The 23,163-nt window shown below is 67.8% G+C and carries 24 protein-coding genes; 12 read left to right on the forward strand and 12 right to left on the reverse strand.

Annotated elements, in window-relative coordinates; all coding sequences use genetic code 11:
• Window positions 1-14: 14 nt before the first annotated feature.
• The gene (locus A5708_RS10585; RefSeq protein WP_155765967.1) at window positions 15-809 is read right to left on the reverse strand and encodes an SDR family oxidoreductase; all 795 of its coding nucleotides are present in this window, start codon (window positions 807-809) and stop codon (window positions 15-17) included.
• A 60-nt stretch (window positions 810-869) separates the two neighbouring features.
• Between A5708_RS10585 and echA20 the strand changes: the two genes are divergently transcribed.
• The 6 genes from echA20 (at window position 870) to A5708_RS10615 (ending at window position 5,781) form a co-directional block, all read left to right on the forward strand.
• On the forward strand, window positions 870-1,625 hold the full coding sequence (gene echA20, locus A5708_RS10590; protein ID WP_065028562.1) for a (7aS)-7a-methyl-1,5-dioxo-2,3,5,6,7,7a-hexahydro-1H-indene-carboxyl-CoA hydrolase: 756 nt from the start codon (window positions 870-872) through the stop codon (window positions 1,623-1,625).
• Window positions 1,625-2,509: a cholesterol ring-cleaving hydrolase subunit IpdA gene (gene ipdA, locus A5708_RS10595; protein WP_065028563.1), complete on the forward strand. Its 885-nt coding sequence runs from the start codon at window positions 1,625-1,627 to the stop codon at window positions 2,507-2,509. The genes echA20 and ipdA overlap by 1 nt, the downstream gene beginning before the upstream one ends.
• 8 nt (window positions 2,510-2,517) lie before the next feature.
• The gene (ipdB, locus tag A5708_RS10600; RefSeq protein ID WP_196772601.1) at window positions 2,518-3,258 is read left to right on the forward strand and encodes a cholesterol ring-cleaving hydrolase subunit IpdB; all 741 of its coding nucleotides are present in this window, start codon (window positions 2,518-2,520) and stop codon (window positions 3,256-3,258) included.
• Window positions 3,258-4,331 (forward strand): (3aS,4S,5R,7aS)-5-hydroxy-7a-methyl-1-oxo-octahydro-1H-indene-4-carboxyl-CoA dehydrogenase, encoded by a 1,074-nt coding sequence (gene ipdC / locus A5708_RS10605; protein WP_065028565.1) that lies wholly within the window; start codon window positions 3,258-3,260, stop codon window positions 4,329-4,331. Before ipdB ends, ipdC begins: the two co-directional genes overlap by 1 nt.
• Before the next feature lie 65 nt (window positions 4,332-4,396).
• Window positions 4,397-5,044 (forward strand): SatD family protein, encoded by a 648-nt coding sequence (locus tag A5708_RS10610; protein WP_081292903.1) that lies wholly within the window; start codon window positions 4,397-4,399, stop codon window positions 5,042-5,044.
• Window positions 5,041-5,781, forward strand: coding sequence for a hypothetical protein (locus A5708_RS10615; RefSeq protein ID WP_065028566.1), 741 nt, complete (start codon window positions 5,041-5,043; stop codon window positions 5,779-5,781). The genes A5708_RS10610 and A5708_RS10615 overlap by 4 nt, the downstream gene beginning before the upstream one ends.
• 12 nt (window positions 5,782-5,793) lie before the next feature.
• Here A5708_RS10615 and fadA6 read toward each other — a convergent pair whose 3' ends face one another.
• The 5 genes from fadA6 to ipdE1 form a co-directional block, all read right to left on the reverse strand.
• Complete coding sequence (gene fadA6, locus A5708_RS10620; protein ID WP_065028567.1) at window positions 5,794-6,954, reverse strand: steroid 3-ketoacyl-CoA thiolase FadA6; 1,161 nt, start codon at window positions 6,952-6,954, stop codon at window positions 5,794-5,796.
• Window positions 6,955-7,007: 53 nt separating this feature from the next.
• Window positions 7,008-7,628 (reverse strand): TetR family transcriptional regulator KstR2, encoded by a 621-nt coding sequence (kstR2, locus tag A5708_RS10625; protein WP_155765968.1) that lies wholly within the window; start codon window positions 7,626-7,628, stop codon window positions 7,008-7,010.
• A 75-nt stretch (window positions 7,629-7,703) separates the two neighbouring features.
• Window positions 7,704-8,876: a DUF4878 domain-containing protein gene (locus tag A5708_RS10630; RefSeq protein WP_065028569.1), complete on the reverse strand. Its 1,173-nt coding sequence runs from the start codon at window positions 8,874-8,876 to the stop codon at window positions 7,704-7,706.
• Between the two features lie 82 nt (window positions 8,877-8,958).
• The gene (gene ipdF / locus A5708_RS10635) at window positions 8,959-9,747 is read right to left on the reverse strand and encodes a (5R,7aS)-5-hydroxy-7a-methyl-1-oxo-2,3,5,6,7,7a-hexahydro-1H-indene-carboxyl-CoA reductase (protein ID WP_065028570.1); all 789 of its coding nucleotides are present in this window, start codon (window positions 9,745-9,747) and stop codon (window positions 8,959-8,961) included.
• Window positions 9,744-10,892: an acyl-CoA dehydrogenase IpdE1 gene (gene ipdE1, locus A5708_RS10640; protein ID WP_065028571.1), complete on the reverse strand. Its 1,149-nt coding sequence runs from the start codon at window positions 10,890-10,892 to the stop codon at window positions 9,744-9,746. The genes ipdF and ipdE1 overlap by 4 nt, the downstream gene beginning before the upstream one ends.
• A gap of 85 nt (window positions 10,893-10,977) precedes the next feature.
• Here ipdE1 and fadD3 point away from each other — a divergent pair, with 85 nt between their 5' ends.
• Genes fadD3 through A5708_RS10665 form a run of 5 tightly spaced genes read left to right on the forward strand, consistent with a single transcriptional unit; the run spans window position 10,978 to window position 16,709 of the window.
• A complete protein-coding gene (fadD3, locus tag A5708_RS10645) occupies window positions 10,978-12,513 on the forward strand; it encodes a 3-((3aS,4S,7aS)-7a-methyl-1,5-dioxo-octahydro-1H-inden-4-yl)propanoate--CoA ligase FadD3 (RefSeq protein ID WP_065028572.1) in 1,536 nt (511 codons plus the stop codon).
• Window positions 12,513-13,658 carry an acyl-CoA dehydrogenase family protein gene (locus A5708_RS10650; protein ID WP_065028573.1) on the forward strand — a complete coding sequence of 382 codons (1,146 nt, stop codon included), beginning with the start codon at window positions 12,513-12,515 and terminating at the stop codon, window positions 13,656-13,658. The genes fadD3 and A5708_RS10650 overlap by 1 nt, the downstream gene beginning before the upstream one ends.
• On the forward strand, window positions 13,655-14,599 hold the full coding sequence (locus A5708_RS10655) for an acyl-CoA dehydrogenase family protein (protein ID WP_065028574.1): 945 nt from the start codon (window positions 13,655-13,657) through the stop codon (window positions 14,597-14,599). Before A5708_RS10650 ends, A5708_RS10655 begins: the two co-directional genes overlap by 4 nt.
• Window positions 14,596-15,546: an acyl-CoA dehydrogenase family protein gene (locus A5708_RS10660; protein ID WP_065028575.1), complete on the forward strand. Its 951-nt coding sequence runs from the start codon at window positions 14,596-14,598 to the stop codon at window positions 15,544-15,546. Before A5708_RS10655 ends, A5708_RS10660 begins: the two co-directional genes overlap by 4 nt.
• Window positions 15,543-16,709 carry a pyridoxal phosphate-dependent aminotransferase gene (locus tag A5708_RS10665; protein WP_065028576.1) on the forward strand — a complete coding sequence of 389 codons (1,167 nt, stop codon included), beginning with the start codon at window positions 15,543-15,545 and terminating at the stop codon, window positions 16,707-16,709. Before A5708_RS10660 ends, A5708_RS10665 begins: the two co-directional genes overlap by 4 nt.
• Window positions 16,710-16,727: 18 nt before the next feature.
• On the opposite strand, the gene A5708_RS10670 is transcribed toward A5708_RS10665, so the two are convergent.
• Window positions 16,728-17,558, reverse strand: a complete 831-nt coding sequence (locus A5708_RS10670) for an arylamine N-acetyltransferase family protein (protein WP_065028577.1) — start codon at window positions 17,556-17,558, stop codon at window positions 16,728-16,730.
• Between the two features lie 124 nt (window positions 17,559-17,682).
• On the opposite strand from A5708_RS10670, the gene A5708_RS10675 reads away from it, so the two are divergent.
• Window positions 17,683-18,171, forward strand: coding sequence for a hypothetical protein (locus A5708_RS10675; protein ID WP_065028578.1), 489 nt, complete (start codon window positions 17,683-17,685; stop codon window positions 18,169-18,171).
• A gap of 15 nt (window positions 18,172-18,186) precedes the next feature.
• Here A5708_RS10675 and A5708_RS10680 read toward each other — a convergent pair whose 3' ends face one another.
• From A5708_RS10680 to hsaD, 5 genes are all read right to left on the reverse strand, one after another.
• Window positions 18,187-18,999, reverse strand: coding sequence for a CHAD domain-containing protein (locus A5708_RS10680; RefSeq protein WP_231117865.1), 813 nt, complete (start codon window positions 18,997-18,999; stop codon window positions 18,187-18,189).
• A gap of 105 nt (window positions 19,000-19,104) precedes the next feature.
• Window positions 19,105-20,712: an FMN-binding glutamate synthase family protein gene (locus tag A5708_RS10685; RefSeq protein ID WP_065028580.1), complete on the reverse strand. Its 1,608-nt coding sequence runs from the start codon at window positions 20,710-20,712 to the stop codon at window positions 19,105-19,107.
• A gap of 97 nt (window positions 20,713-20,809) precedes the next feature.
• Window positions 20,810-21,376 (reverse strand): 3-hydroxy-9,10-secoandrosta-1,3,5(10)-triene-9,17-dione monooxygenase reductase subunit, encoded by a 567-nt coding sequence (hsaB, locus tag A5708_RS10690; protein WP_044487525.1) that lies wholly within the window; start codon window positions 21,374-21,376, stop codon window positions 20,810-20,812.
• Window positions 21,377-21,386: 10 nt separating this feature from the next.
• Entirely contained in the window at window positions 21,387-22,289 is a 903-nt protein-coding gene (hsaC, locus tag A5708_RS10695; RefSeq protein WP_065028581.1) for an iron-dependent extradiol dioxygenase HsaC, read from the reverse strand.
• Window positions 22,286-23,161 (reverse strand): 4,5:9,10-diseco-3-hydroxy-5,9,17-trioxoandrosta-1(10),2-diene-4-oate hydrolase, encoded by an 876-nt coding sequence (gene hsaD, locus A5708_RS10700; RefSeq protein WP_065028582.1) that lies wholly within the window; start codon window positions 23,159-23,161, stop codon window positions 22,286-22,288. The genes hsaC and hsaD overlap by 4 nt, the downstream gene beginning before the upstream one ends.
• Between the last annotated feature and the right edge of the window lie 2 nt (window positions 23,162-23,163).

Here is a 23,163-nt window from a genome sequence, read left to right on the forward strand (position 1 = left end):
AGTCCTTCTCTCCTCTACTTGATCGCGCTCGCGTTCGTGGTGGCCAGATAGTGCGGCGGCTCGCCGCCACCGTGCACCTCCAACGAGGCCCCGCTGATGTAGGACGCTACGTCGGAGGCCAGAAACGCTGCGGCCCAACCGATATCGGCGGGCTCGGCCAGCCGGCCGAGTGGCACATTCTTCGAGATCGCGGCGATGGAGTCGGCATCGCCGTAGAACAGTTCGGATTGCTCGGTCTCCACCATGCCCACGACGCAGGCGTTCACCCGGACCTTCGGGCCCCACTCCACCGCCAGGGTCTGCGTCAGGCTTTCCAGGCCGGCCTTGGCGGCGCCGTAGGCGCCCGTCCCCGGGGACGGGCGGCGGCCGCTGAGGCTGCAGATGTTGATGATCGACCCGCCCTGCTGCTGGGTTTGCATATGGTCGTTCGCGTGCTGCGAAACCGACAGCGCACCAATCAAATTGAGTTCGATGATCTTGCGGTTGAACTTGGCGCTGGCCTCCGCGGTCATCACGTAGGGGGATCCCCCGGCGTTGTTGACAACGACGTCGAGCCGCCCGTGCCGGTCCACGATGGTGTCGATCAATCCCTTGACGGCGTCGTCGTCGCGAACGTCGCACGAATGGAATTCGTAGGGCAATCCCTCGACCGCCCGTCGCGCGCAGGTGACGACGGTGGCGCCCTGCTTGGCGAAAACGGAGCTGATGCCGGCACCCACCCCGCGGACTCCGCCGGTGACGAGAACCACCCGCCCGGCCAGCCCCAAGTTGATGGCTTCAAATGGGGGGCATGCTTCGGCGCGAGTCACTGTGCTAGCGTACCAAGCAAGTGCTTGCTTAGGTAGTTACCCCCACAAGGAAGTGGCACCTTGCCCATCACATCCACAACCACCGAGCCGGGCATCGTCGCGGTCACCGTCGACTTCCCGCCCGTCAACGCCATCCCATCGCGCGGCTGGTTCGAGCTTGCCGACACCATCACCGCGGCCGGCCGAGATCTCAACACCCACGTGGTGATCCTGCGCGCCGAGGGCCGCGGCTTCAACGCCGGGGTCGACATCAAGGAGATGCAGCGCACCGAGGGATTCACCGCGCTGATCGACGCCAACCGCGGCTGCTTCGCCGCGTTCCGCGCGGTCTACGAGTGCGCGGTGCCCGTCGTCGCCGCCGTCAACGGGTTCTGCGTCGGCGGCGGCATCGGGCTGGTCGGCAACTCCGACGTCATCGTGGCCTCCGACGACGCCACCTTCGGGCTGCCGGAGGTGGAACGCGGCGCGCTCGGCGCGGCGACCCACCTGTCGCGACTGGTTCCGCAGCACATGATGCGGCGGCTGTTCTTCACCGCGGCCACCGTCGACGCCGCCACCCTGCACCACTTCGGTTCGGTGCACGAGGTGGTGCCGCGCGGCGAACTCGACGAGGCCGCCCTGCGGGTGGCGCGCGACATCGCCGCCAAGGACACCCGCGTCATCCGTGCGGCCAAGGAAGCGCTGAACCTGATCGACGTGCAACGAGTCAACTCGAGTTACCGCATGGAGCAAGGCTTTACGTTCGAGCTCAACCTCGCCGGGGTTTCCGACGAGCACCGTGACGCGTTCGCCGGTACCGAGAAGGGCAAGAAGTAGTGGGCGACAAGAGAACCACACTCGACGAGGCCGTCGCGCAATTGCGCAGCGGCATGACCATCGGTATCGGCGGCTGGGGATCGCGGCGCAAGCCGATGGCGTTCGTGCGCGCGCTGCTGCGCACCGACATCACCGACCTGACGGTGGTGACCTATGGCGGGCCGGACCTGGGCCTGCTGTGCTCGGCCGGCAAGGTCAAGCGCGTCTACTACGGATTCGTCTCGCTGGACTCCCCGCCCTTCTACGACCCCTGGTTCGCCAAGGCCCGCGCCAACGGCGCGATCGAGGCCCGGGAGATGGACGAGGGCATGCTGCGCTGCGGACTGCAGGCCGCCGCGCAGCGCCTGCCGTTCCTGCCGATCCGCGCCGGGCTGGGCAGCTCGGTGCCGGACTTCTGGGAGGGCGAGCTGCAGACGGTGACCAGCCCGTATCCGGCACCCGGCGGTGGGCACGAGACCCTGATCGCGATGCCGGCGCTGCGCCTGGATGCCGCGTTCGCGCACCTCAATCTCGGTGACGCGCAGGGCAATGCGGCCTACACCGGGATCGACCCGTACTTCGACGACCTGTTCCTGATGGCCGCCGAGAAGCGTTTCCTGTCGGTGGAACGCGTCGTGTCCACCCAGGAATTGGTCAAGGCGGTACCCCCGCAGGCGCTGCTGGTGAACCGCATGATGGTCGACGGCGTGGTCGAGGCGCCGGGCGGCGCCCACTTCACCACCGCCGCACCGGATTACGGCCGCGACGAGAAGTTCCAGCGGCACTACGCCGAGGCGGCCTCGACGGACGAGGGCTGGCGGCAGTTCGTGCAGACCTTCCTGTCGGGCAGCGAAGAGGACTATCAGGCGGCCGTGCGCGCTTTCAAAGAGGAGGCCTCGTCATGAGCGGCGTTGTGATCACTCGTCCCGAGATCTGCGCGGTGGCCTGCGCCGAATTGTTCCGGGATGCCGGCGAGATCATGGTCAGCCCGATGACCAACATGGCCTCGGTCGGAGCCCGGCTGGCCCGGTTGACCTTTTCACCGGACATCCTGCTGACCGACGGCGAGGCGCAGCTGCTGGCCGAGACCCCGGCCCTGGGCGCGTCCGCTCCCGTCGAGGGCTGGATGCCGTTCGGCCGGGTGTTCGAAACCCTGGCCTGGGGCCGACGGCACGTGGTGATGGGCGCCAATCAGGTCGACCGCTTTGGCAATCAGAACATCTCGGCGTTCGGCCCGCTGCAGCAGCCCAAGCGCCAGATGTTCGGTGTCCGGGGTGCGCCCGGCAATGCCATCAACCACGCGACCAGCTACTGGGTGGGCAACCACTCCAAGCGGGTGTTCTGCGAGAAGGTCGACATCGTCTGCGGAATCGGTTGGGACAACGTCGACGCCGACAACCCGGCGTTCCGCTTCGCGAACACGTATCGGGTGGTGTCCAACCTCGGTGTCTTCGACTTCGGCGGGCCGGATCGAACCATGCGGGCGGTGTCCCTGCATCCCGGCGTCACGGCCGCCGAGGTCGCCGAGAACACCTCGTTCGAGGTGCACAGCCTGGACGGCGCCGCGGAGACCAGGCTGCCGACCGACGACGAGCTGCGCCTGATCCGCGAGGTCATCGATCCGAAGGCGCTGCGCGACAGAGAGATCCGTTGATGAAGCTGCGCACGCCGCTGACCGAGCTGGTCGGTGTCGAGCACCCGGTGGTCCAGACCGGGATGGGCTGGGTGGCCGGTGCCCGGCTGGTGTCCGCAACTGCCAACGCCGGCGGGCTGGGCATCCTGGCCTCGGCCACCATGACGCTCGACGAATTGGCCACCGCCATCGCGAAGGTCAAGGCGGCCACCGACAAGCCGTTCGGCGTGAACATCCGCGCCGACGCCGCCGACGCCGGCGACCGCGTCGATTTGATGGTCCGCGAGGGCGTCAAGGTGGCGTCGTTCGCCCTGGCGCCCAAGCAGGAACTCATCGCCCGGCTGAAAGATGCCGGTGCCGTGGTGATTCCGTCGATCGGCGCGGCCAAGCACGCCCGCAAGGTGGCGAGCTGGGGCGCCGACGCGATGATCGTGCAGGGTGGCGAGGGCGGCGGCCACACCGGGCCGGTCGCCACCACCTTGCTGCTGCCCTCGGTGCTGGATGCCGTGCAGGGCAGCGGGATTCCGGTGATCGCGGCCGGTGGATTCTTCGACGGGCGCGGCCTCGCGGCCGCGCTGAGCTACGGCGCCGCCGGCGTCGCGATGGGCACCCGCTTCCTGCTGACCTCGGATTCGACCGTGCCCGATGCGGTGAAGCGCCGTTACCTGGAGTCGGCGCTGGACGGCACGGTCGTGACGACGCGCGTTGACGGCATGCCGCACCGGGTGCTGCGCACCGGCCTGGTCGAGAAGCTGGAAAACGGCACGCCGATCAGGGGTCTGACCGCCGCGGTGCGCAACGCCGCCAAGTTCAAGCACATGTCGCAGATGACGTGGCGGTCGATGATCAGCGACGGCCTGGCGATGCGCCACGGCAAGGAGCTGACCTGGTCGCAGGTGGTGATGGCGGCCAACACCCCGATGCTGTTGAAAGCCGGTTTGGTGGACGGGAACACCGAGGCCGGCGTGCTGGCTTCCGGACAGGTGGCCGGGATTCTCGAGGACCTGCCGTCGTGCGCCGAACTGATCGAATCGATCGTGTGCGACGCGGTCAAACACCTGCAGGCGGCATCCGGGCTGGTGGAGGGTCCGTAACCGGCCGGCGCGCAGCGATTGAAGCCTATAGCTAAAGTTATGCGCTATTAAGCTATAGTCTTCATATGGTCCGGATGAAGCAATATTCTTCACCGCGCGCGACCCTCATCGGCGACGTCGTCGGCTCCCGCCGCGCCACCGACCGCTCGAAGCTGCACCGGGCCCTGGCGAACGCCTTGCGGCATATCGCCGTCGGCGCCATCGACCCGCCGGCGTTCACCGTCGGTGACGAGTTTCAGGGCAGCTACCCGACCGTGGGTGCGGCGATCGATGCCGCGCTGTCGCTGCGGCTGGCCGTCGGCCCCGACGTCGACGTCCGGTTCGGCATCGGCTGGGGCGCGGTCACCGTCCTGGATGCCGACGCGGGAATCCAGGACGGGCCGGGCTGGTGGAGCGCGCGAGAGGCCATCCAGCAGACTGCGGCGGCTCAGCGGCAGCCGGGCTTCCAGCTGGTGCGCACGACCTTCCGGGCGGACGGTGACACACGCGATGACGTCGCCGCGGTCAACGCGGCCCTGATTTGTCGGGACCATCTGCTTGGATCGCTCGATGAGAGGTCGTTGCGGATTGTGACGGGGTTGATGACAGGCCGGACCAAAAAGGAGCTCGCCGCCGACGAGGCCATCAGCCCGTCGGCGGTGTCCCAGCGCGCCAGTCGCGACGGCTTGGATCTGGTTGTCCTTGCCAGCCAATATCTTCGGAGCCTGCCGTGAGCGCCATCGCGGTCTTTCTCATCGCACTGGGAGTCGCCGACCTCTGCCGGCGGGCGACCCGCGCGGTCTGGCCGCCGCTGTTGATCGGGCCGGTGGTATTGGCGGCGTGTGCGGCGCTGGGGGCTCTGTGGCATGCCGGCGACATCGCATTGCTGGTGTTGGCCGCCGCGGCGGTCATCGCCTGGGAATGGCTGTGCGGGCGAAGCGAGCGCAGCGGCACCGGGCAAGGCGCACCGTTGGCCGTCTTCGGCTCCGCGCTGGCGCTGCTGGCCGTGTCGTCCGGCTGGTCCTCGCCGGCCGACGGCGCCGTCGCGCGGTGGTCGGCCTGGGTTCACCTGCCGCTCGACCACGTCGCGCCCACCCGGCTGCTGATGCTCATCGGAGTGGTCCTGGTCCAGTTCGCCACCGCAAATCAGTTGGTGCGCTTGGTACTTGGCTCGGTGGGCGCGGTGCGCCCGGCCGGTGAGCCGCAACCGTCGGACCGGCTCAAGGGCGGCAGGCTGTTGGGACCGATGGAGCGCCTGCTGATCCTGAGCCTCGGTGTCGGCGGACAGGTGGCCGCGGCCAGCGCCGTGGTCGCCGCCAAGGGCATCATCCGGTTTCCCGAATTGAACGCTCAAACCAACCGTAACGGCGGCGTCGGCATCGACGAGGTGACCGAGTACTTCCTGGTCGGCAGCTTCACGAGCTGGCTGCTCGCCCTGGGCAGCATCGGGCTGGTGGTGGCAACCCCCTAGCGGCGCAACGAGTTACAGGCGCTCGATGATCGTGACGTTGGCCGTGCCGCCGCCCTCGCACATCGTCTGCAGGCCGTAGCGCCCGCCGATGCGCTCCAGCTCGTTGAGCATGGTGGTGAACAGCTTGGCGCCAGTGGCGCCCAGCGGGTGACCGAGCGCGATCGCGCCGCCGTTGGGATTGACCTTCTCCGGGTCGGCCTTGATTTCCTTGAGCCAGGCCAAGACCACCGGCGCGAAGGCCTCGTTGATCTCCACGGTGTCGATGTCGTCGATGGACAGCCCGGCCTTGTCCAGCGCATAACGGGTCGCCGGGATGGGTCCGGTCAGCATGAAGACCGGGTCGGCGGCGCGCGCGCTGATGTGGTGGATACGCGCCCGCGGCGTCAAATTGTGCTCCTTGACGGCCTTTTCGGACGCCAGCAGCACCGCACTGGCACCGTCGGAGATCTGACTGGCCATGGCCGCCGTCAGCCGGCCCCCTTCGACCAGCGGCTTGAGGCCGGCCATCTTCTCCAGCGACGACTCACGCGGACCCTCGTCGACCCGGAACGGCCCGGATTCCGTTTCGACGGTGATGATCTCGTTGTCGAAGTGGCCGCCGCGGATGGCCGCGAACGCGCGCTCGTGACTGGTGAGCGCGTAGCGCTCCATCTCCTCGCGAGACAGGTTCCACTTCTCGGCGATCAGCTCCGAACCGCGGAACTGCGAGATCTCCTGGTCGCCGTAGCGATGCAGCCACTGCTTGGACTCGTTGGTGGGCGAGGTGAATCCGAACTGCTCGCCCACCGTCATGGCCGACGAGATCGGGATCTGGCTCATGTTCTGCACGCCGCCGGCGACGATCAGGTCGGCCGTGCCAGACAGAACCGCCTGCGCCCCAAAGGAAATGGCCTGCTGACTGGAACCGCACTGCCGGTCGACGGTGACGCCGGGAACCTCTTCGGGATAACCGGCGGCCAGCCACGAGAGCCGGGCGATGTTGCCGGCCTGCGCGCCGATGGCATCGACACAGCCGGCGATCACGTCGTCAACGGCGGCGGGATCGACGTCGACCCGGTCAAGCAGTCCGCGCCAGCCCAGGGCACCCAGATCCACCGGGTGAACCCCGGCCAGCGATCCGCCGCGCTTGCCGACCGCGGTACGCACAGCGTCGATGACGTACGCCTCAGTCATTGTGTCGCTCCTCCTCATCGCTTCGCTGTGCATCGTCGCCGACACGTGGCATTTCAGACTCCTTCTTCGATCTTCTTCGATTCCGCAGTGATTCCGCCAAGAACGATGGCGAGGTATTGCCGGCCGACCTGCTCCGCGGAGAGCGGCCCGCCCGGTTGATACCAGCGCACCGACACCCACGTGGTGTCCCGGATGAAGCGGTAGATCAGGTCGACGTCGAGGTCGGGCCGGAAACAGCCCTCCTCCACGCCCTGATTGAGCAACTCGAGCCACATTTTGCGTTGCTGCCGGTTCATGTCCTCGATGTAGGAGAACCGGGGCTGGGACAGCAGCCGCTGGGCCTCATCCTGGTAGATGACGACCTGCGCGTGCCGGTGCTCGATCGCCTCGAACGACACCATGAACAATCCCTTGAGCCGCTCCAGCGGATTGGCCTCGCTGTCCACGATCTCGCGGTAGCGCGCGAACAACCAATCCAGGAAACTGCGCAGGAGCTCGTCGACCATCTCCTCCTTCGAGGAGAAGTGGTGATACAGGCTGCCGGACAGGATGCCGGCGCTGTCGGCGATGTCGCGCACGGTGGTGGCACGCAATCCACGCTCGGCGAACATGGTCGCGGCAAGCTCCAGTAGCTCGTCTCGCCGGCTGTTGGCCTGACCGGGCACTCGGTCCACCCGATCAGAGTATCAACCAAGCGCTTGCTTGGCTACCGAGGTGTGGTTTCCCGCCCCCGGGGGCCGCCGCAAGCGTCAGCGCAACGAGACCACCGGCGGGCTCTGCGACTCGTCGGCGTTGCCGGACACGAACGCGTTCACCACGCTCGTCTTGGTGCCGCCCGATCGGGTCTGGGCGGTCAGCGGGAAGTTGACCGACCCGGAGAAGGACGCCTCGAGCCGGAACGGGTCGAACAGATTGATCTTGAGGCCACTGATGTCCGGCTTGCCCCACGCCGCGGTCCCGTCCACCAGGTCGTAGTCGAAGGCGTGCTGGGGACAGTCAGTCGGCCGCAGCTGGGTGGAGTTCGCGCAATTCCCCAGCGCCGCCGAGATCGCGGAACTGGTCGCCGCCACCCCCTGGTCGCTCAGCTTGAACTCCAGATCGTTGAAGTACGCGCCCGCCGTCGTCAGATTGTCAAGCAGGAAAGGCTTTTTCGGGTTGACGGCCAGATTCGGGTTGCTGCTGGCGACGTCCAGCCAACCCGGAAAGACGTAGACCGGTGCGGTGCCGACGGGCTTGCCGAAGAACGTCGCGGTTTTCACGGCGGCCTGTTCGATGCCCGCGTTGAGCGTGTCCACCTTGATCGCGGCGTGGTCGAGCTTCCAGTCGTTGCCGGCCTTCTTGATCGACATGGTCACGTCCGAGGTGTTGTCGCCGAATTTCGCCGACACGTGCACCTGCCCGAAACCGAAGCCGCGCGCGGAATTGTCGTCGAGGATCTTGATGTCGGTGATCGGCCACCGCGCGATCTGCCGTTTGAGGACGTCGTCGGTCAGGAATTCTTTGGACGCCGGCTGGTCGGTGCTGTACGTGAGCGCGGCCTGCGCGTCCCCGCGGGCGAGCGCTTCCAGGTAGCCCTTCGCGGCATCCCCGGCGCTGCCCGATCCGCCGCCACTGCTGACGGCGATCACGGCGATGACGATCACGACAAGCACGGCGGCGGCCACGCTCAGCCCGATGATCAACGGCTTGCGGTTGCGTTGACCGGGCCCACCGTGCGGGCCGTTGAAGTGGGCGACGGTGACCGGCGGCGGCGACGACCACGGCCCGTATGCGGGCTGTTCGAAAGGCGTCGCCGGGCCGCCTTGGCCCCACTGCTCCGGCCAGCCCGCGCCCGATTGCCAGGGGGCGCCGGGCGGCTGGCCGGGTGTGCTTGCGGGAGTCGGGTTCTCACCCCACGGCCGGTGACCCGGTCCTTCGCTCACAGCGCCCTCCCACCTGCATCAACCGCGTTGGTCGACAATTGTAAACACGTCGCGGCGTCGCGCTAGTCAGCGAGACCGCAGCTCACGGGTGCTGGCTGGACACCGAGATGACCTCGCCGGTGAGGTAGCTGGAGTAGTCGCTGGCGAGGAACGCGATGGTGGCCGCCACCTCCCATGGCTCGGCGGCCCGCCCGAAGGCCTCGCCGGCCGACAGCCGGTCGAGCAACTCCGACGACGACGTCTTCTCCAGGAACTTGTGCCGCGCGATGCTCGGCGACACCGCATTGATCCGCACGTCGTATTCGGCGGCTTCGATTGCGCTGCAACGGGTCAGCGCCATCACCCCGGCCTTGGCCGCGGCGTAGTGCGACTGCGAGTGCTGCGCGCGCCAGCCGAGGACACTGGCGTTGTTGACGATCACCCCGCCGTGCGGTGCATCGCGGAAGTAGCGCAGCGCCGCGCGGGTGGCGCGAAACACCGACGTGAGGGTGACGTCCAGCACGCGGTCCCATTCCTCGTCGGTCATGTCGACCACCGGGGTCTGCCCGCCCAACCCGGCGTTGTTCACCAGGACGTCGATGCGTCCCATCCGCGCGGTGGCCGAGGCGAACAGCGCATCGATCTGCGCGGTCGACGTCACGTCGCACAACACGCTTTCCACCCTGCCCTGTCCAAGTGCCGTGAGCTCGTCGGCGGTCTCCCCCAGCCGGCGTTCGTGGTGATCCGAGATCACCACGTCGGCGCCCTCGGCCAGCGCCCGTCGCGCCGTCGACGCGCCGATGCCGGTGCCCGCGGCCGCGGTCACGACCACCACCTTGCCCTGCAGAAGCCCGTGTCCGGCAATCTCTTTCGGAGCTTCGGACAGACTCATCCTTTGACCTCTCGGGGTAGGCCGAGCACCCGCTCGGCGATGATGTTGCGCTGGATCTCATTGGATCCGCCATAGATGGTGTCGGCGCGGGTGAACAGGAACAGCCGCTGCCATTCGTCGAACTCGCCGTCTGTGAGCGTGAGTCCCGGCTTGCCGATGACGTCCATGGCCAGCTCGCCCAGATCGCGATGCCAGTTGGCCCACAACAACTTCGACACGTTGTCCTGGCCGGGCTGCTCGACGTCCATGGTGGCAAGCGCGTAGCTGCGCATCGCCCGCAACCCGGTCCAGGCCCGGGTCAGCCGCTCGCGGATGAACGGGTCGTCGGCGGCACCGGTGCGCCGGGCAAGCTCGGCCAGGTTGGAAAGCTCACGGGCGTACTGGATCTGCTGTCCCAGCGTCGACACGCCGCGCTCGAAAGTCAACGTCCCCATCGCGACCCGCCAGCCGTCGCCGGGCTCGCCGACCACCAGGTGAGCCTCGGTGCGGGCGTCGTCGAAGAACACCTCGTTGAATTCCGAGTCGCCGGTCAGCTGGATGATCGGGCGGACTTCCACGCCCGGCTGATCCAGCGGCACCAGCAGATACGACAGCCCGGCGTGGCGCTTGGAGCCCTTCTCGGTGCGCGCGACCACGAAGCACCACTGCGCCCAGTGCGCCAGCGACGTCCACACCTTCTGGCCGTTGATCACCCACTCGTCGCCGTCGAGTTCGGCGGTGGTCGCCACGTTGGCCAGGTCACTGCCGGCGCCGGGCTCCGAATAGCCCTGGCACCACAGCTCGGTGACGTCGAGGATGCGCGGCAGGAAGCGCTGCTGCTGCTCGGGTGTCCCGAAGGCGATCAGCGTGGGGCCGAGCAGCTCCTCGCCGAAGTGGTTGACCTTGTCCGGGGCGTCAGCCTTGGCGTACTCCTCGTAGAACGCCACCCGGTGCGCGGTGGACAGGCCGCGACCGCCGTGCTCGACCGGCCAGCCCAGGCAAGTCAGCCCGGCTTCGGCCAGATGCTGGTTCCACGCCCGGCGCTCCTCAAACGCCTCGTGCTCGCGTCCGGGCCCACCGAGGCCCTTGAGAGCTGCGAATTCGCCGACCAGATTGTCGGCGAGCCACTGACGGACCTCGGCCCGGAACTCCTCGACGTCCTGCATGCCCTGTAGGCTAACCTACCAAGCACTTGCTTTGTTAGGCCGTCGGCGACTGCGCTTCGCGGACGGAACTTTGTAGGAGCATTCGATGACCAACGATCCGCGCACGGTGCCCGCGGCGCTGGATCGTTTCGCGGGCCAGCTCGCCGATCACGACGCGTTGATCACCGACGAACGGTCCTTCACCGCGGCCACGCTGCGCGACGAAGTGCACCGGGCCGCCGCCGCCCTGATCGACCTCGGCGTGCGGGCGGGCGACCGGGTGGCGGTCTGGTCGCCGAACACTTGGCATTGGGTGGTGGCCTGCCTGGCGATCCACCACGCCGGGGCGGCCATGGTGCCACTGAACACCCGCTACACCGCCGCCGAGGCCAGCGACATCCTGGCCCGCACCGGCGCGCCCGTGCTGTTCGGGATGGGCCGATTCCTGGGCAACGATCGCATCGCCGACCTGGACCGCGCGGCGCTGCCCGCGCTGCGGCACGTCGTGCGGATACCGATCGACGCAGACGACGGAACCTGGGACGAATTCGTCGCGCGCGGCAGCGACCTCGACGCGGTTGCCGCTCGCGCGTCCGCCGTCGTACCCGACGACGTCAGTGACATCCTCTTCACGTCCGGTACCACCGGCCGCAGCAAAGGCGTGCTGTGCGCGCACCGGCAGTCGCTGTCGGCCTCGGCGGCCTGGGCGGCCAACGGCAAGATCACCAGCGACGACCGCTACCTGTGCATCAACCCGTTCTTTCACAACTTCGGTTACAAGGCCGGCATCCTGGCCTGCCTGCAGACCGGCGCGACGCTGATCCCGCATCTGACCTTCGATCCGCTGCGCGCATTGCAAGCCATTGAGCAACACCGCATCACGGTGCTGCCGGGGCCGCCCACCATCTACCAGACGCTGCTGGACCACCCGGCGCGCGGCGACTACGACCTGAGCTCACTGCGGTTCGCGGTGACCGGCGCCGCGACCGTGCCGGTTGTGCTCGTCGAGCGCATGCAATCCGAACTCGACATCGACATCGTGCTGACCGCCTACGGGCTGACCGAGGCCAACGGCATGGGCACCATGTGCCGCGCCGACGACGACGCCGTCACCGTGGCCACCACCTGCGGACGGCCCTTCGCCGACTTCGAACTGCGCATCGACGCCAACTCACCCGGGGCATCGGGCGAGGTGTTGCTGCGCGGGCCGAACGTGATGCTGGGCTACCTCGAAGACCCGGAGGCCACCGCGGCCGCCATCGACGCCGACGGGTGGCTGCACACCGGTGACATCGGCGCCGTCGACGCCGCCGGCAATCTGCGGATCACCGACCGGCTGAAAGACATGTACATCTGCGGTGGATTCAATGTGTACCCCGCCGAGGTCGAGCAGGTGCTGGCGCGCATGGACGGTGTGGCCGACGCCGCCGTGATCGGGGTTCCCGATGAGCGGCTCGGCGAAGTGGGCCGGGCGTACCTGGTGACCCGGCCCGGCGCCCAACTCGACGAACAATCCGTGATCGCTTACACCCGTGAACATCTGGCGAACTTCAAGGCACCGCGGTCGGTGCGGTTCGTCGACGCGTTGCCGCGCAATGCGGGCGGCAAGGTGGTCAAACCACAACTGCGAGAGCAGGACTAATGGATCTGGAACTCGATGAAGACACCGTGGCCTTTCAGGCGGAGGTGCGGGAATTCTTGTCGGCCAACGCCGATTCGATCCCGACGAAGTCATACGACAACGCCGAAGGCTTCGACCAGCACCGGCATTGGGACCGCGTGCTGTTCGACGCCGGGCTCTCGGTGATCAACTGGCCGAAGAAGTACGGGGGCCGTGACGCGCCGCTGCTGCACTGGGTGGTGTTCGAGGAGGAGTACTTCCGGGCCGGCGCGCCGGGCCGGGCCAGCGCCAACGGCACCTCGATGCTGGCGCCGACGCTGTTCGCGCACGGCACCGAGGAACAGCGGATGCGCATTCTGCCGAAAATGGCGAGCGGCGAGGAGATTTGGGCCCAGGCGTGGTCGGAACCCGAGTCCGGCAGCGACCTGGCGTCGTTGCGGTCCACCGCCACCCAGACCGACGGCGGCTGGCTGCTCAACGGGCAGAAGATCTGGAGCTCGCGGGCACCGTTCGCCGAGCGCGGTTTTGGGCTGTTCCGCTCCGACCCCGGCGCCGAGCGGCACAACGGGCTGACCTACTTCATGTTCGACCTGAAGGCCGAGGGCGTCACGGTGCGGCCCATCGTCCAGCTGGGCGGCGACACCGGGTTCGGCGAGATCTTCCTCGACGACGTGTTCGTGCCCGACGAGGACGTGATCGGCACCCCGCACGAGGGCTGGCGCGCGGCCATGAGCACCTCAAGCAACGAGCGCGGCATGTCCCTGCGCAGCCCGGCCCGCTTCCTGGCCACCGCCGAGCGGCTGGTGCAGCTGTGGAAGGAGATTGGCTCACCCGACGCGTTCGCCGACCGGGTCGCCGACGGCTGGATCAAGGCGCAGGCCTACCGGCTGCAGACCTTCGGCACGGTGACCCGGCTGGCCCTCGGCGGCGAGCTGGGCGCCGAATCGTCGGTGACCAAGGTGTTCTGGTCTGACCTCGACGTCGAACTGCACCAGACCGCGCTCGACCTGCTCGCCGCCGACGGCGAGCTCACCAGCCGGTGGACCGAGGGCCTGCTGTTCGCGTTGGGCGGCCCGATCTACGCCGGCACCAACGAGATTCAGCGCAACATCATCTCCGAGCGGTTGCTGGGCCTGCCGCGCGAGAAGTCCGGGGGCAAGAAGTGAAATTTGCGCTAGACGAACAGCAGCGCGACTTCGCGGCCAGCATCGACGCCGCGCTCGGCGCGGCGGATCTGCCCGGCGCGGTGCGCGCGTGGTCCGCGGGGGATACCGCACCGGGCCGCAAGGTGTGGGAGCAGCTGGCCAACCTCGGCGTCACCGCCCTGGCCGTGCCGGAGAAATTCGACGGCATCGAGGCCGATCCGGTCGACCTCGTCGTCGCCATCGAGCGCCTCGGCCGTTGGTGCGTGCCGGGACCGGTGGCCGAATCCATCGCCGTGGCACCGGTATTGCTCGCCTCTGACGATCACGCCGAGCGCTGCGCCGGATTGGCATCCGGTGAGCTGATCGCCACCGTCGCTCTGCCGCCGCAGACGCCACGCGCCGTCGACGCCGACGTCGCCGGCCTGGTGCTGCTGGCCGGCGAGGACGGCGTCACCGAGGCCACGCCGGGTGAGGTCCACGAGTCCGTCGACCCCAGCCGGAGGCTCTCCGACGTGACCGCGACCGGCGCGGCGTGGCAGGCAGACGTCAAGCGCGCCTACGAATTCGGTGCACTGGCCACCGCGGCCCAGCTGGTCGGTGCGGCCGAGGCGCTGCGTGACGGCGCGGTCGACTACGCGAAGCAACGCACCCAGTTCGGCCGGGTGATCGGCTCGTATCAGGCGATCAAGCACAAGCTCGCCGACGTGCACATCGCGATCGAACTGGCCCAGCCGCTGGTCTACGGCGCGGCGCTGACGATGGACCCGCGCGATGTCAGCGCGGCCAAAGCGGCCGCGTCCGAGGCGGGGCTGTTGGCGGCGCGGTCGGCGTTGCAGACCCACGGCGCAATCGGTTTCACCCAGGAACACGACCTGTCGCTGTTGCTGCTGCGCGTGCAGGCGTTGCGGTCGTCCTGGGGGACGCCAGAGGGACATCGGCGGCGAGTGTTGGAGGCGCTATGAGTGAAGAACGCGAGCTGCTCCGGGAGACCGTCGCCGCCCTGGTGGCCAAGCACGCCGGCCCGGCGGCCGTGCGCGCGGCCATGGACTCCGACCGCGGCTACGACGAATCACTGTGGCAGCTGCTGTGCGAGCAGGTCGGCGCCGCGGCGCTGGTGATACCCGAGGAGTTGGGCGGTGCGGGCGGCGAATTGGCCGACGCCGCAGCCGTTCTGCAGGAGCTCGGCCGCGCCCTGGTGCCCTCGCCGCTGCTGGGCACCACGCTGGCGGAGCTGGCGCTGTTGAGCGCGACCGAGCCGGACGCCGCGACGCTGGAAGCCCTCGCCGAGGGCACCTCGATCGGTGCCCTGGTGCTCGATGCCGACTACGTGGTGAACGGCGATGTCGCGGACGTCGTGGTCGCCGTCGAGGACGGCACGGTGAGCAGGTGGACGCGATTCGGTGCGGAGCCCGTCACCACCATGGACCCCACCCGGCGCCTGGCGCGACTGACAGCCGAGGAGACCGAGTCGATCGGCACCGACCCGGGGCTGGCGGACCAGGCGGCCGTCCTGGTGGCCGCCGAGCAGGTCGGCGCCGCCGAGCGCTGTTTGGAACTGACCGTCGAATACGCCAAGGACCGAGTGCAATTCGGCCGGCCGATCGGCAGCTTCCAGGCCCTCAAGCATCGGATGGCCGACCTGTACGTCACCGTCGCCGCCGCGAAGGCCGTCGTCGCCGACGCGTGCGATGACCCCACTCCCACCAACGCCGCCGCCGCCCGCCTGGCCGCCACCGAGGCGCTGAACACGGTGGCCGCCGAGGGCATCCAGCTGCACGGCGGCATCGCGATCACCTGGGAGCACGACATGCACCTGTACTTCAAGCGTGCCCACGGCAGCGCGCACCTGCTGGATTCGTCGCAGGAATTGCTTAGGCGACTGGAATCCGAGGTACTCAAGACGCCGTGACCGACCGTGTCTCGTTGCGCGCCGGCATCCCTCCGTTTTATGTGATGGATGTCTGGCTGGCGGCCGCGGAACGCCAGCGCAGCCACGGCGACCTGGTCAACCTGTCGGCGGGCCAGCCCAGCGTGGGAGCGCCCGAGCCGGTGCGCGCGGCCGCGGCGGCCGCCGTGCATTCCAACGAGCTCGGTTACTCGGTGTCGTTGGGCACCCCCGAGCTGCGCGCCGCGATCGCCGCGGATTATCAGCGCCAGCACGGGCTCGACGTCGAACCGGACGCGGTGGTGATCACCACGGGCTCCTCGGGCGGCTTCCTGCTCACCTTCCTGGCGTGCTTCGACGTCGGTGACCGGGTTGCGCTGGCCAGCCCCGGCTACCCGTGCTACCGAAACATTCTGTCCGCGTTGGGCTGCGAGGTGGTGGAGATCCCCTGCGGCCCCCAGACGCGTTTCCAGCCGACCGCGCAGATGCTCGCCGAGCTCGACCCGCCGGTGCGGGGGGTCATCGTGGCGAGCCCGGCCAATCCGACGGGCACGGTCATCGAGCCGGCGGAGCTGGCCGCCATCGCGTCCTGGTGCGACGCCACCGGAGCGCGGCTGATCAGCGATGAGGTCTACCACGGCCTGGTCTACGAAGGGGCACCGCAGACCAGCTGCGCGTGGCAGACATCGCGAAATGCTGTGGTGGTCAACAGTTTTTCCAAGTACTACGCGATGACGGGCTGGCGGCTGGGCTGGCTGCTGGTGCCGCCCGAGCTGCGCCGCGCGGCGGATTGCCTCACCGGAAACTTCACCATCTGCCCGCCCGTGCTGTCCCAACTCGCCGCGGTGGCGGCCTTCACCCCGGAGGCCACCGCCGAAGCCGACGGCCACCTGCATCACTACGCGACCAATCGCTCGCTGGTGCTCGACGGGCTGCGCAGCATCGGCATCGAACGCCTGGCCCCGACCGACGGCGCCTTCTACGTGTACGCCGACGTCTCGGAATTCACCGACAACTCGATGGAGTTCTGTTCGAAGTTGTTGGTAGACACCGGCGTTGCGATCGCGCCGGGCATCGACTTCGACACGGCGCGCGGGAATTCGTACGTGCGGCTGTCCTTCGCGGGGCCGACGAAGGACATCGAGGAAGCGGTGCGGCGGCTCGGTCCCTGGCTCGGGGCCCGCTAGCGGAAGACGTCCGGCCGCCTACGCGTCGAGCACCTGGGCGATGCGCGCCTCGAGCGCACCGGGGTCGTCGATGGCCGCCACGTCGATGCCGAACCGCTCAGCGAGCACCTCGACGACCGCCGCCGCGTCGTCCAGACGGACCTTCTCGCTGCCGTCGGCGCGGTGGATGGTCAGGTTCCGCCCGGCCAGGTTGTAGCGCGCGTCGGCGGTGGTCCGCGCGATCATCAGACCGGTGACGAAGATCGACGACGGGTGCGTGGACACGTACCAGCTGCCCACCCGCAGATCGACCTGCGGCACGGTCTGCGTGCCGAACACGTAGAGCGGTTGCCACTCGTCCCGGACCAGGGCTTGCAGGACCAGGCCGTCGCCGCGGTCGTTGAGCCGGTACGGCTCGTGCGTGGTCTGCTGCGCGTTACCGGTCTGCAAGCGAATGGGTGAGGTCAGGGTCTGGCCACCGAACCCGACGTCGACCAGGAACGAACCCTGCGATCCCGGGAACGTCACCGCCAGCACCGTATGCGTCTGGGCGCCCAGGGGCGTGTCGTGCGGCAGCATCCAGACCACCCGGCCGGCCAACCGCCGTACCCGGAACCCGATCTCGGTCAGCACGTACCCCATCAGGCCGTTCTGCTCATAGCAGTAACCGCCGCGGCGGCGGCGGACCAGCTTGTCGGTCAGGGCTTCCGGGCTCAGGTCGTCGACCGGCACGCCCATCAGCGGGTCGAGGTTCTCGAACGGGATCGACCCCGTGTGCGCGGTCATCAGCTCCTGCAGCACCTCGAGGGTCGGCTCGGCGGCCCCGCGGTAGTTGATGCGATCGAAGTATCCGTCCAGGTCCACCGTCATGACACCATTCTGGCTTGCGGTGCGGGCCCGAGGCAGCGGGCTGCATCGCTTGTTTCATTCCCGTCGAATAGGGCAACCCGCCGATTGAGCCTTTGCGCTCTTCATACCGACAACGGAGCACATCATGAACACCGTCTGGATCGTCATCGCCGCAGTTGTGGTCGTCCTCGTGATCGCCGCGCTTGCCGTCGCCGCCCGCACAGCAACCAGGCGCCGCCGCCAGCGGGAGGCCGAGAAGATTCGCGAAGAGGCCAAGCTCGAAACCGCCAAGGTCGAGCGCCGCGAGGCGCTGGCCGCCGAAACAGCCGCGAAAGCGCGTGCCGCACAGGCTGAAGCCGAGGCCAAGGCGGCAGAGGCTGCCCGGCTGCAGGATCGGGCTTCGGCGCATCAGACCGAAGTTGCGTCCTCGCGCGAACAGTTGGACGAGCAGTGGCAGCGTGCCGACAGCCTCGACCCGAGGGTGAAAGCTGAAAAGGACGCGACTGCCGGCGAGGCCGGCACCGACCGCGACGCCGCGTGGAGCCAGGAGCAGCCGATTCCGGACAACTCGCCCACGGTGAACCTGTCCGGTGAACACCGCGACGCCGGTGGCCATCGCTCCTCGTCGGCGTAGGACGCCGCTTGCCCGTCAGAGCCGCCGGGCATCGTGACGGCATTGGCGGGCGATCTGCTTTTCGCGCGCATACATCATGCCGAAGGTAAAGCCGTTCTCTCCGACCGTGGTTCCCGCCGCCAATCCCATCCTGCGGAGCGCTTCGGCGGCGACCACGGAGTCCTGATGATCGCCCAGCGTGCCTTGTATCCGCTTGTAACGCTTGATGGTTCGTTTGGCGCGATTGCGCTTGCCCAAAGAATCGCAGAGTTCGGCGGCGTACCGGGCACGCTTGGCCGCTTTGCGCGCGCGGTGCAGCATCGCGGCGTCTTCCGATTCGAGCGCGGCCGCCAACCGCCGGTCCGCTTTGCGCTGTGCACGGCGCGCCCGCTGTTGCAGCGTTCCGGTCGCCACGGCTCCCGCGATGGGAGGCTCGGCGCGCCAGCGTCGTAGCGCGGCCATCATGCTCCGGTAGCGCGCGGATTCCATCGTCTCACTGACGTTTTCGCGTGCCGGAAGCTCGATGGACGCAAAATGACTGCCGATCCGCGACTTGACCGGACCCAGGATCAGTTCGTCGGGCATGCCGTCGAGCACCTGGTTGAACCGGGCGCTTTGGACTTGGCAATCGCGAACATCGCCGAGCAATCCGGCAAACCACTTGAGCTCGGTTTCCATCCCCTTGATTTCCGATGCGTCCAGCGCTTTGCCGAACACCCGCAGGGTGCTGCGCAACCGCCGGATCGCCACCCGGGTGTCGTGAATGGTGTCGTCGCCCTCACCGTGGCGCAGAGCGATGTCGCCCGCCTCTGTCCGATCGATCTGCGTATTGAGATAGTCGACCAGCATCCGGGAACCCCGGGCCTTGCGGACCTGTGACGGCGCGGTCGCGTGCATGCGTCACGCATTCCCGCCCGAACGCGTGCGAAACATCGGAGTCAGAGCCAGGCGTTTCTAGAAAATCGACGGCCGCGAAGTACCGGCCGGAGCGAATGAGTCGGGATCGGCTGCGTCCCAATCCGACCGCCAGGTGGCAGGAGCATGATCCAGCAGCACACCGACTTGCAGCCACTCGTAAAGCTCGGCGTACGACCGCTGCTCGAAGGCCGAGACACGCTTGCGCAGCATGTGGGGGTTCAGCATGGACGGGTCGGAGACACCCATCGACCCCATGATGAGCATCGCCTGGGCGACCGTCGCCCGCTGGTAGCGGTATACGCGCTCGCTTTTGTCCTCGACGTCCAGTGCGCGCGCCCGGGCCGGATCTTGCGTCGCGACCCCGACCGGGCAGCGGTTGGTATGGCAACGCTGCGATTGGATGCATCCCGTGGCCATCATCATCGACCGGGCCGAGTTGGTGTAGTCCGCGCCCTGGATCAGACGCTTGACGATGTCGTTCGCGGTCGCCACCTTGCCGCTCGCGCCGATCCGAATCCGGTCGCGCAGGCCCGTCCCTACCAGCGCGTTGTGCACGGTCATCAACCCGTCGGTGAGGGGAAGGCCAACGTGATCTTCGTATTCCAGCGGCGCCGCGGCGGTACCGCCTTCGGCGCCGTCGACAATGATGAAGTCGGGTGTGACCCCTTCCGCGAGCATCGCCTTGCAGATGGCCAGCAGGTCGATCCGCGAACCGACACACAATTTGAATCCCACCGGCTTGCCCTTGGCCAACTCACGCAGCCGCGCGACAAAACCGATCAGTTCGCGCGGAGTGGCGAACTCCGAGTGTGCCGCCGGGCTGATGCACTTCTCGCCGACCGGCACACCCCGGTACTCGGCAATCTCTTTGCTTACTTTCGCGGCCGGAAGGACGCCGCCGATACCAGGCTTTGCGCCTTGACTGAGCTTGATCGAGACACACTTGACAAAATGGTGGGCGGCCTTGTCCGCGAACTGAATTGGATCGAACGCACCGTCTCTGGTCCGGGTCCCGAAGTAACCGGATCCGATTTCCCAGACCACGTCCGCACCGCCGAGATGGTAAGGCGTCAGCCCACCTTCGCCCGTGTCGTGCGCAAAGTGACCCTTGCGCGCGCCGTTGTTCAGGGCCCGTAGCGCATTGCCGGACAGCGAACCGAAACTCATCGCGGAGACGTTCATCAGCGCGATGTCGTAGGGCTGCTTGCAATCGGGGCCACCGATTCGAACACGATAGGGTTCCGGCGGAGGATCGACCGGGGCCGTCGAATGGACCAGGTATTCGTAGCCGTCCCAGTCGATGTCGCGCTCGGTGCCATATGACTGCTCGGCGGCTGTGCCTTTGGCGCGCTGGTAGATCAACGAGCGGACGTCGCGGTCGAACGGCCGGCCGTCGAAGTTGCGCTCGATGAAATACTGCTGGATTTCCGGACGGAGCGCTTCCAGCAGAAACCGCAGATGCCCGAGCACCGGGTAGTTCCGCAGCACGGAGTGCTCGCGCTGGATGAGGTCGTAGACGCCTACGGCGGCGACGGCCGCAACCGTCGTCGCGGCAATCCACCAGCCCCACGATCCCACGATCGCCAGCCATGCCAATGCCGCCGAGACGACAACCAGCAAAGCCACGCATCCGAAACGAATCAACGACGACCCGCCTTCCCGGGCTTAGGTGACTTACCGACCTCGTCGTATTACATACCCCGCCTTACCGGTGGTCAGACACGGGGATGGCGGGGGCAGCTCAGAGCCAGGTGTCCTGCGTGGTGGTGGTGAGGAACGCTTCCAGATCGTCGCGCCACTGCGCGGGCGTCGTCTTGTCCGGCTCGATCCCGGTGTATTCGCCGCGATAGAACAACAGCGGCCGGGGCTTGATCTTCGGTGCCTCCGAAAGCGACTGCACCGCACCGAAAACCACGAAGTGATCGCCCCCGTCGTGTGCGGAAGCCACCGTGCAGTCGATGTAGGCCAGCGACCCGTCGATGATGGGCGAGCCGAGTTCGGAGGGATGCCAGTCGATGCCGGCGAACTTGTCGGGCTCCTTGGAGCCGAATCGTGCCGAGACGTGCTTCTGCTGCTCGGTCAGCATGTTCACGCAGAACCGGCCGCTCGCCTCGATCGCCTTCCACGACCGGGACACCTTGGTGGGGCAGAACAGCACCAGCGGCGGGTCCAGAGACAGCGCCGCGAAGGACTGGCAGGCGAAGCCGACCGGGGCGTCGTCGTGCACGGTGGTGATGATGGTGATCCCGGTGCAGAACTGGCCGAGCACGCTACGGAACGTGCGCGGGTCGATCGGCGCGGCAGTCATGACCTCGAAATTACCCCTTGAAGCCGACGCTGAAGTCGTGGCCCCACAGGCTGATCGCGGTGCTCTCCCGGGCGATCCAATCGTCGTCGGTGACTTGCCTTCCCTCGCAGCCGAATTCGATATCGAACCCGCTGGGCGTCTTCATGTAGAAGGACAGCATCAGATCGTTGACGTGGCGGCCCAGGGTCGCCGACATCGGCACCTTCTTACGCAGCGCCCGATCCAGGCACAGCCCGACGTCGTCGGCCTCTTCGACCTCGACCATCAGGTGCACGATGCCGCTGGGGGTCTGGCCGGGCATGAACGCGAGGCTGTGGTGGCGAGGGTTGCAGCCCAGGAACCGCAGCCAGGCCGGCGGGCCATCCGCGGGCCGGCCGACCACCTGGGGCGGCAGCCGCATCGAGTCGCGCAGCTTGAAGTCCAGCACATCCCGGTAGAAGTGCAGTGTCTCTTCGTCGTCGCGGGTGGTCAGCACCACGTGCCCCAGGCCCTGCTCGGCGGTGACGAACTTGTGGCCGTACGGGCTGACCACGCGGCGGTGCTCGAGGGCGGCGCCGTGGAAGACCTCCAGGCAGTTGCCGGACGGGTCGGAGAACCGGATCATCTCGTCGACCCGGCGATCGGCCAGCTCGGCGGCGGTGGCCTCCTTGTAAGGTGTGCCCTCGACGTCCAGCCGGTTCCGGATCTCTTGCAGGCCAGCCGCGTTCGCGCACTCCCAGCCCGCTTCGATGAGCCGGTCCTGCTCGCCGGGCACGATCACCAGCCGGGCCGGGAAATCGTCCATCCGCAGATACAGCGCACCCTCGGTCGCGCCCCTGCCCTCGACCATGCCGAGGACCTTAAGCCCGTACTCGCGCCAGGCCGCCATGTCGGTGGCCTCGATACGCAGGTAACCCAGAGAGCGGATGCTCATCGCGCACCTCCCAGGAAATCGATGGTGAGCTTGTTGAACTCGTCGAACTTCTCCACCTGCGCCCAGTGCCCACATTGCCCGAAGACGTGGAGCTGGGCCCGCGGAATGGTTTTCAGCGCGACCAGCGCCCCGTCCAGCGGGTTGACCCGGTCCTCGCGTCCCCAGATGAGCAGCACCGGCTGACGCAGCCGATGCACCTCGCGCCACATCATGCCGAGCTCGAAATCCGCTCCGGCGAACGACATTCCCATCGCTCGGGTCGCCGTCAGCGATTCGGGCGTGCTGGCCAACTCGAAACGCTGGTCGATCAATTCGTCGGTGATCAGTTTCTGGTCGTAGACCATCACCCGAAGGAAAGCCTCGAGGTTTTCTCGGGTGGGCTCGGCGGAGAACTTGCCCAGCCGCTTGACGCCCTCGGTCGGGTCGGGCGCGAACAAATTCACGCTCACCCCGCCCGGCCCCATCAGGACCAGCTTGCCGGCCCGGTCCGGGTAGTCGAGCGCGAACCGCACCGCCGTACCGCCGCCGAGCGAATTCCCAACCAGCGGAACGCGTCCCAGACCGAGCTGGTCGAAAAGACCGGCCAGCGCCCGCGCCGCGTAGTGGTTGAACTGGCCGTGCTCGGCGCGCTTGTCGGAGTGGCCGTAGCCGGGCTGGTCGACGGCCAGCACGTGGAACTGCTGCGCCAGCACCGGGATGTTGCGCGAGAAGTTAGTCCAACTCGCCGCGCCCGGGCCGCCGCCGTGCAGCAGCACCACCGTCTGGTCGTTGCCCACGCCGGCCTCGTGGTAGTGCAGCTTCAGCGGCCCATCCACGTCCACCTCTGCGAAGCGCGAGGTGGACTCGAAGGTCAATTCCTCGGTCGCAGTCATGG

The organism is Mycobacterium colombiense, from assembly GCF_001672755.1.
Lineage (GTDB): Bacteria > Actinomycetota > Actinomycetes > Mycobacteriales > Mycobacteriaceae > Mycobacterium > Mycobacterium colombiense_C.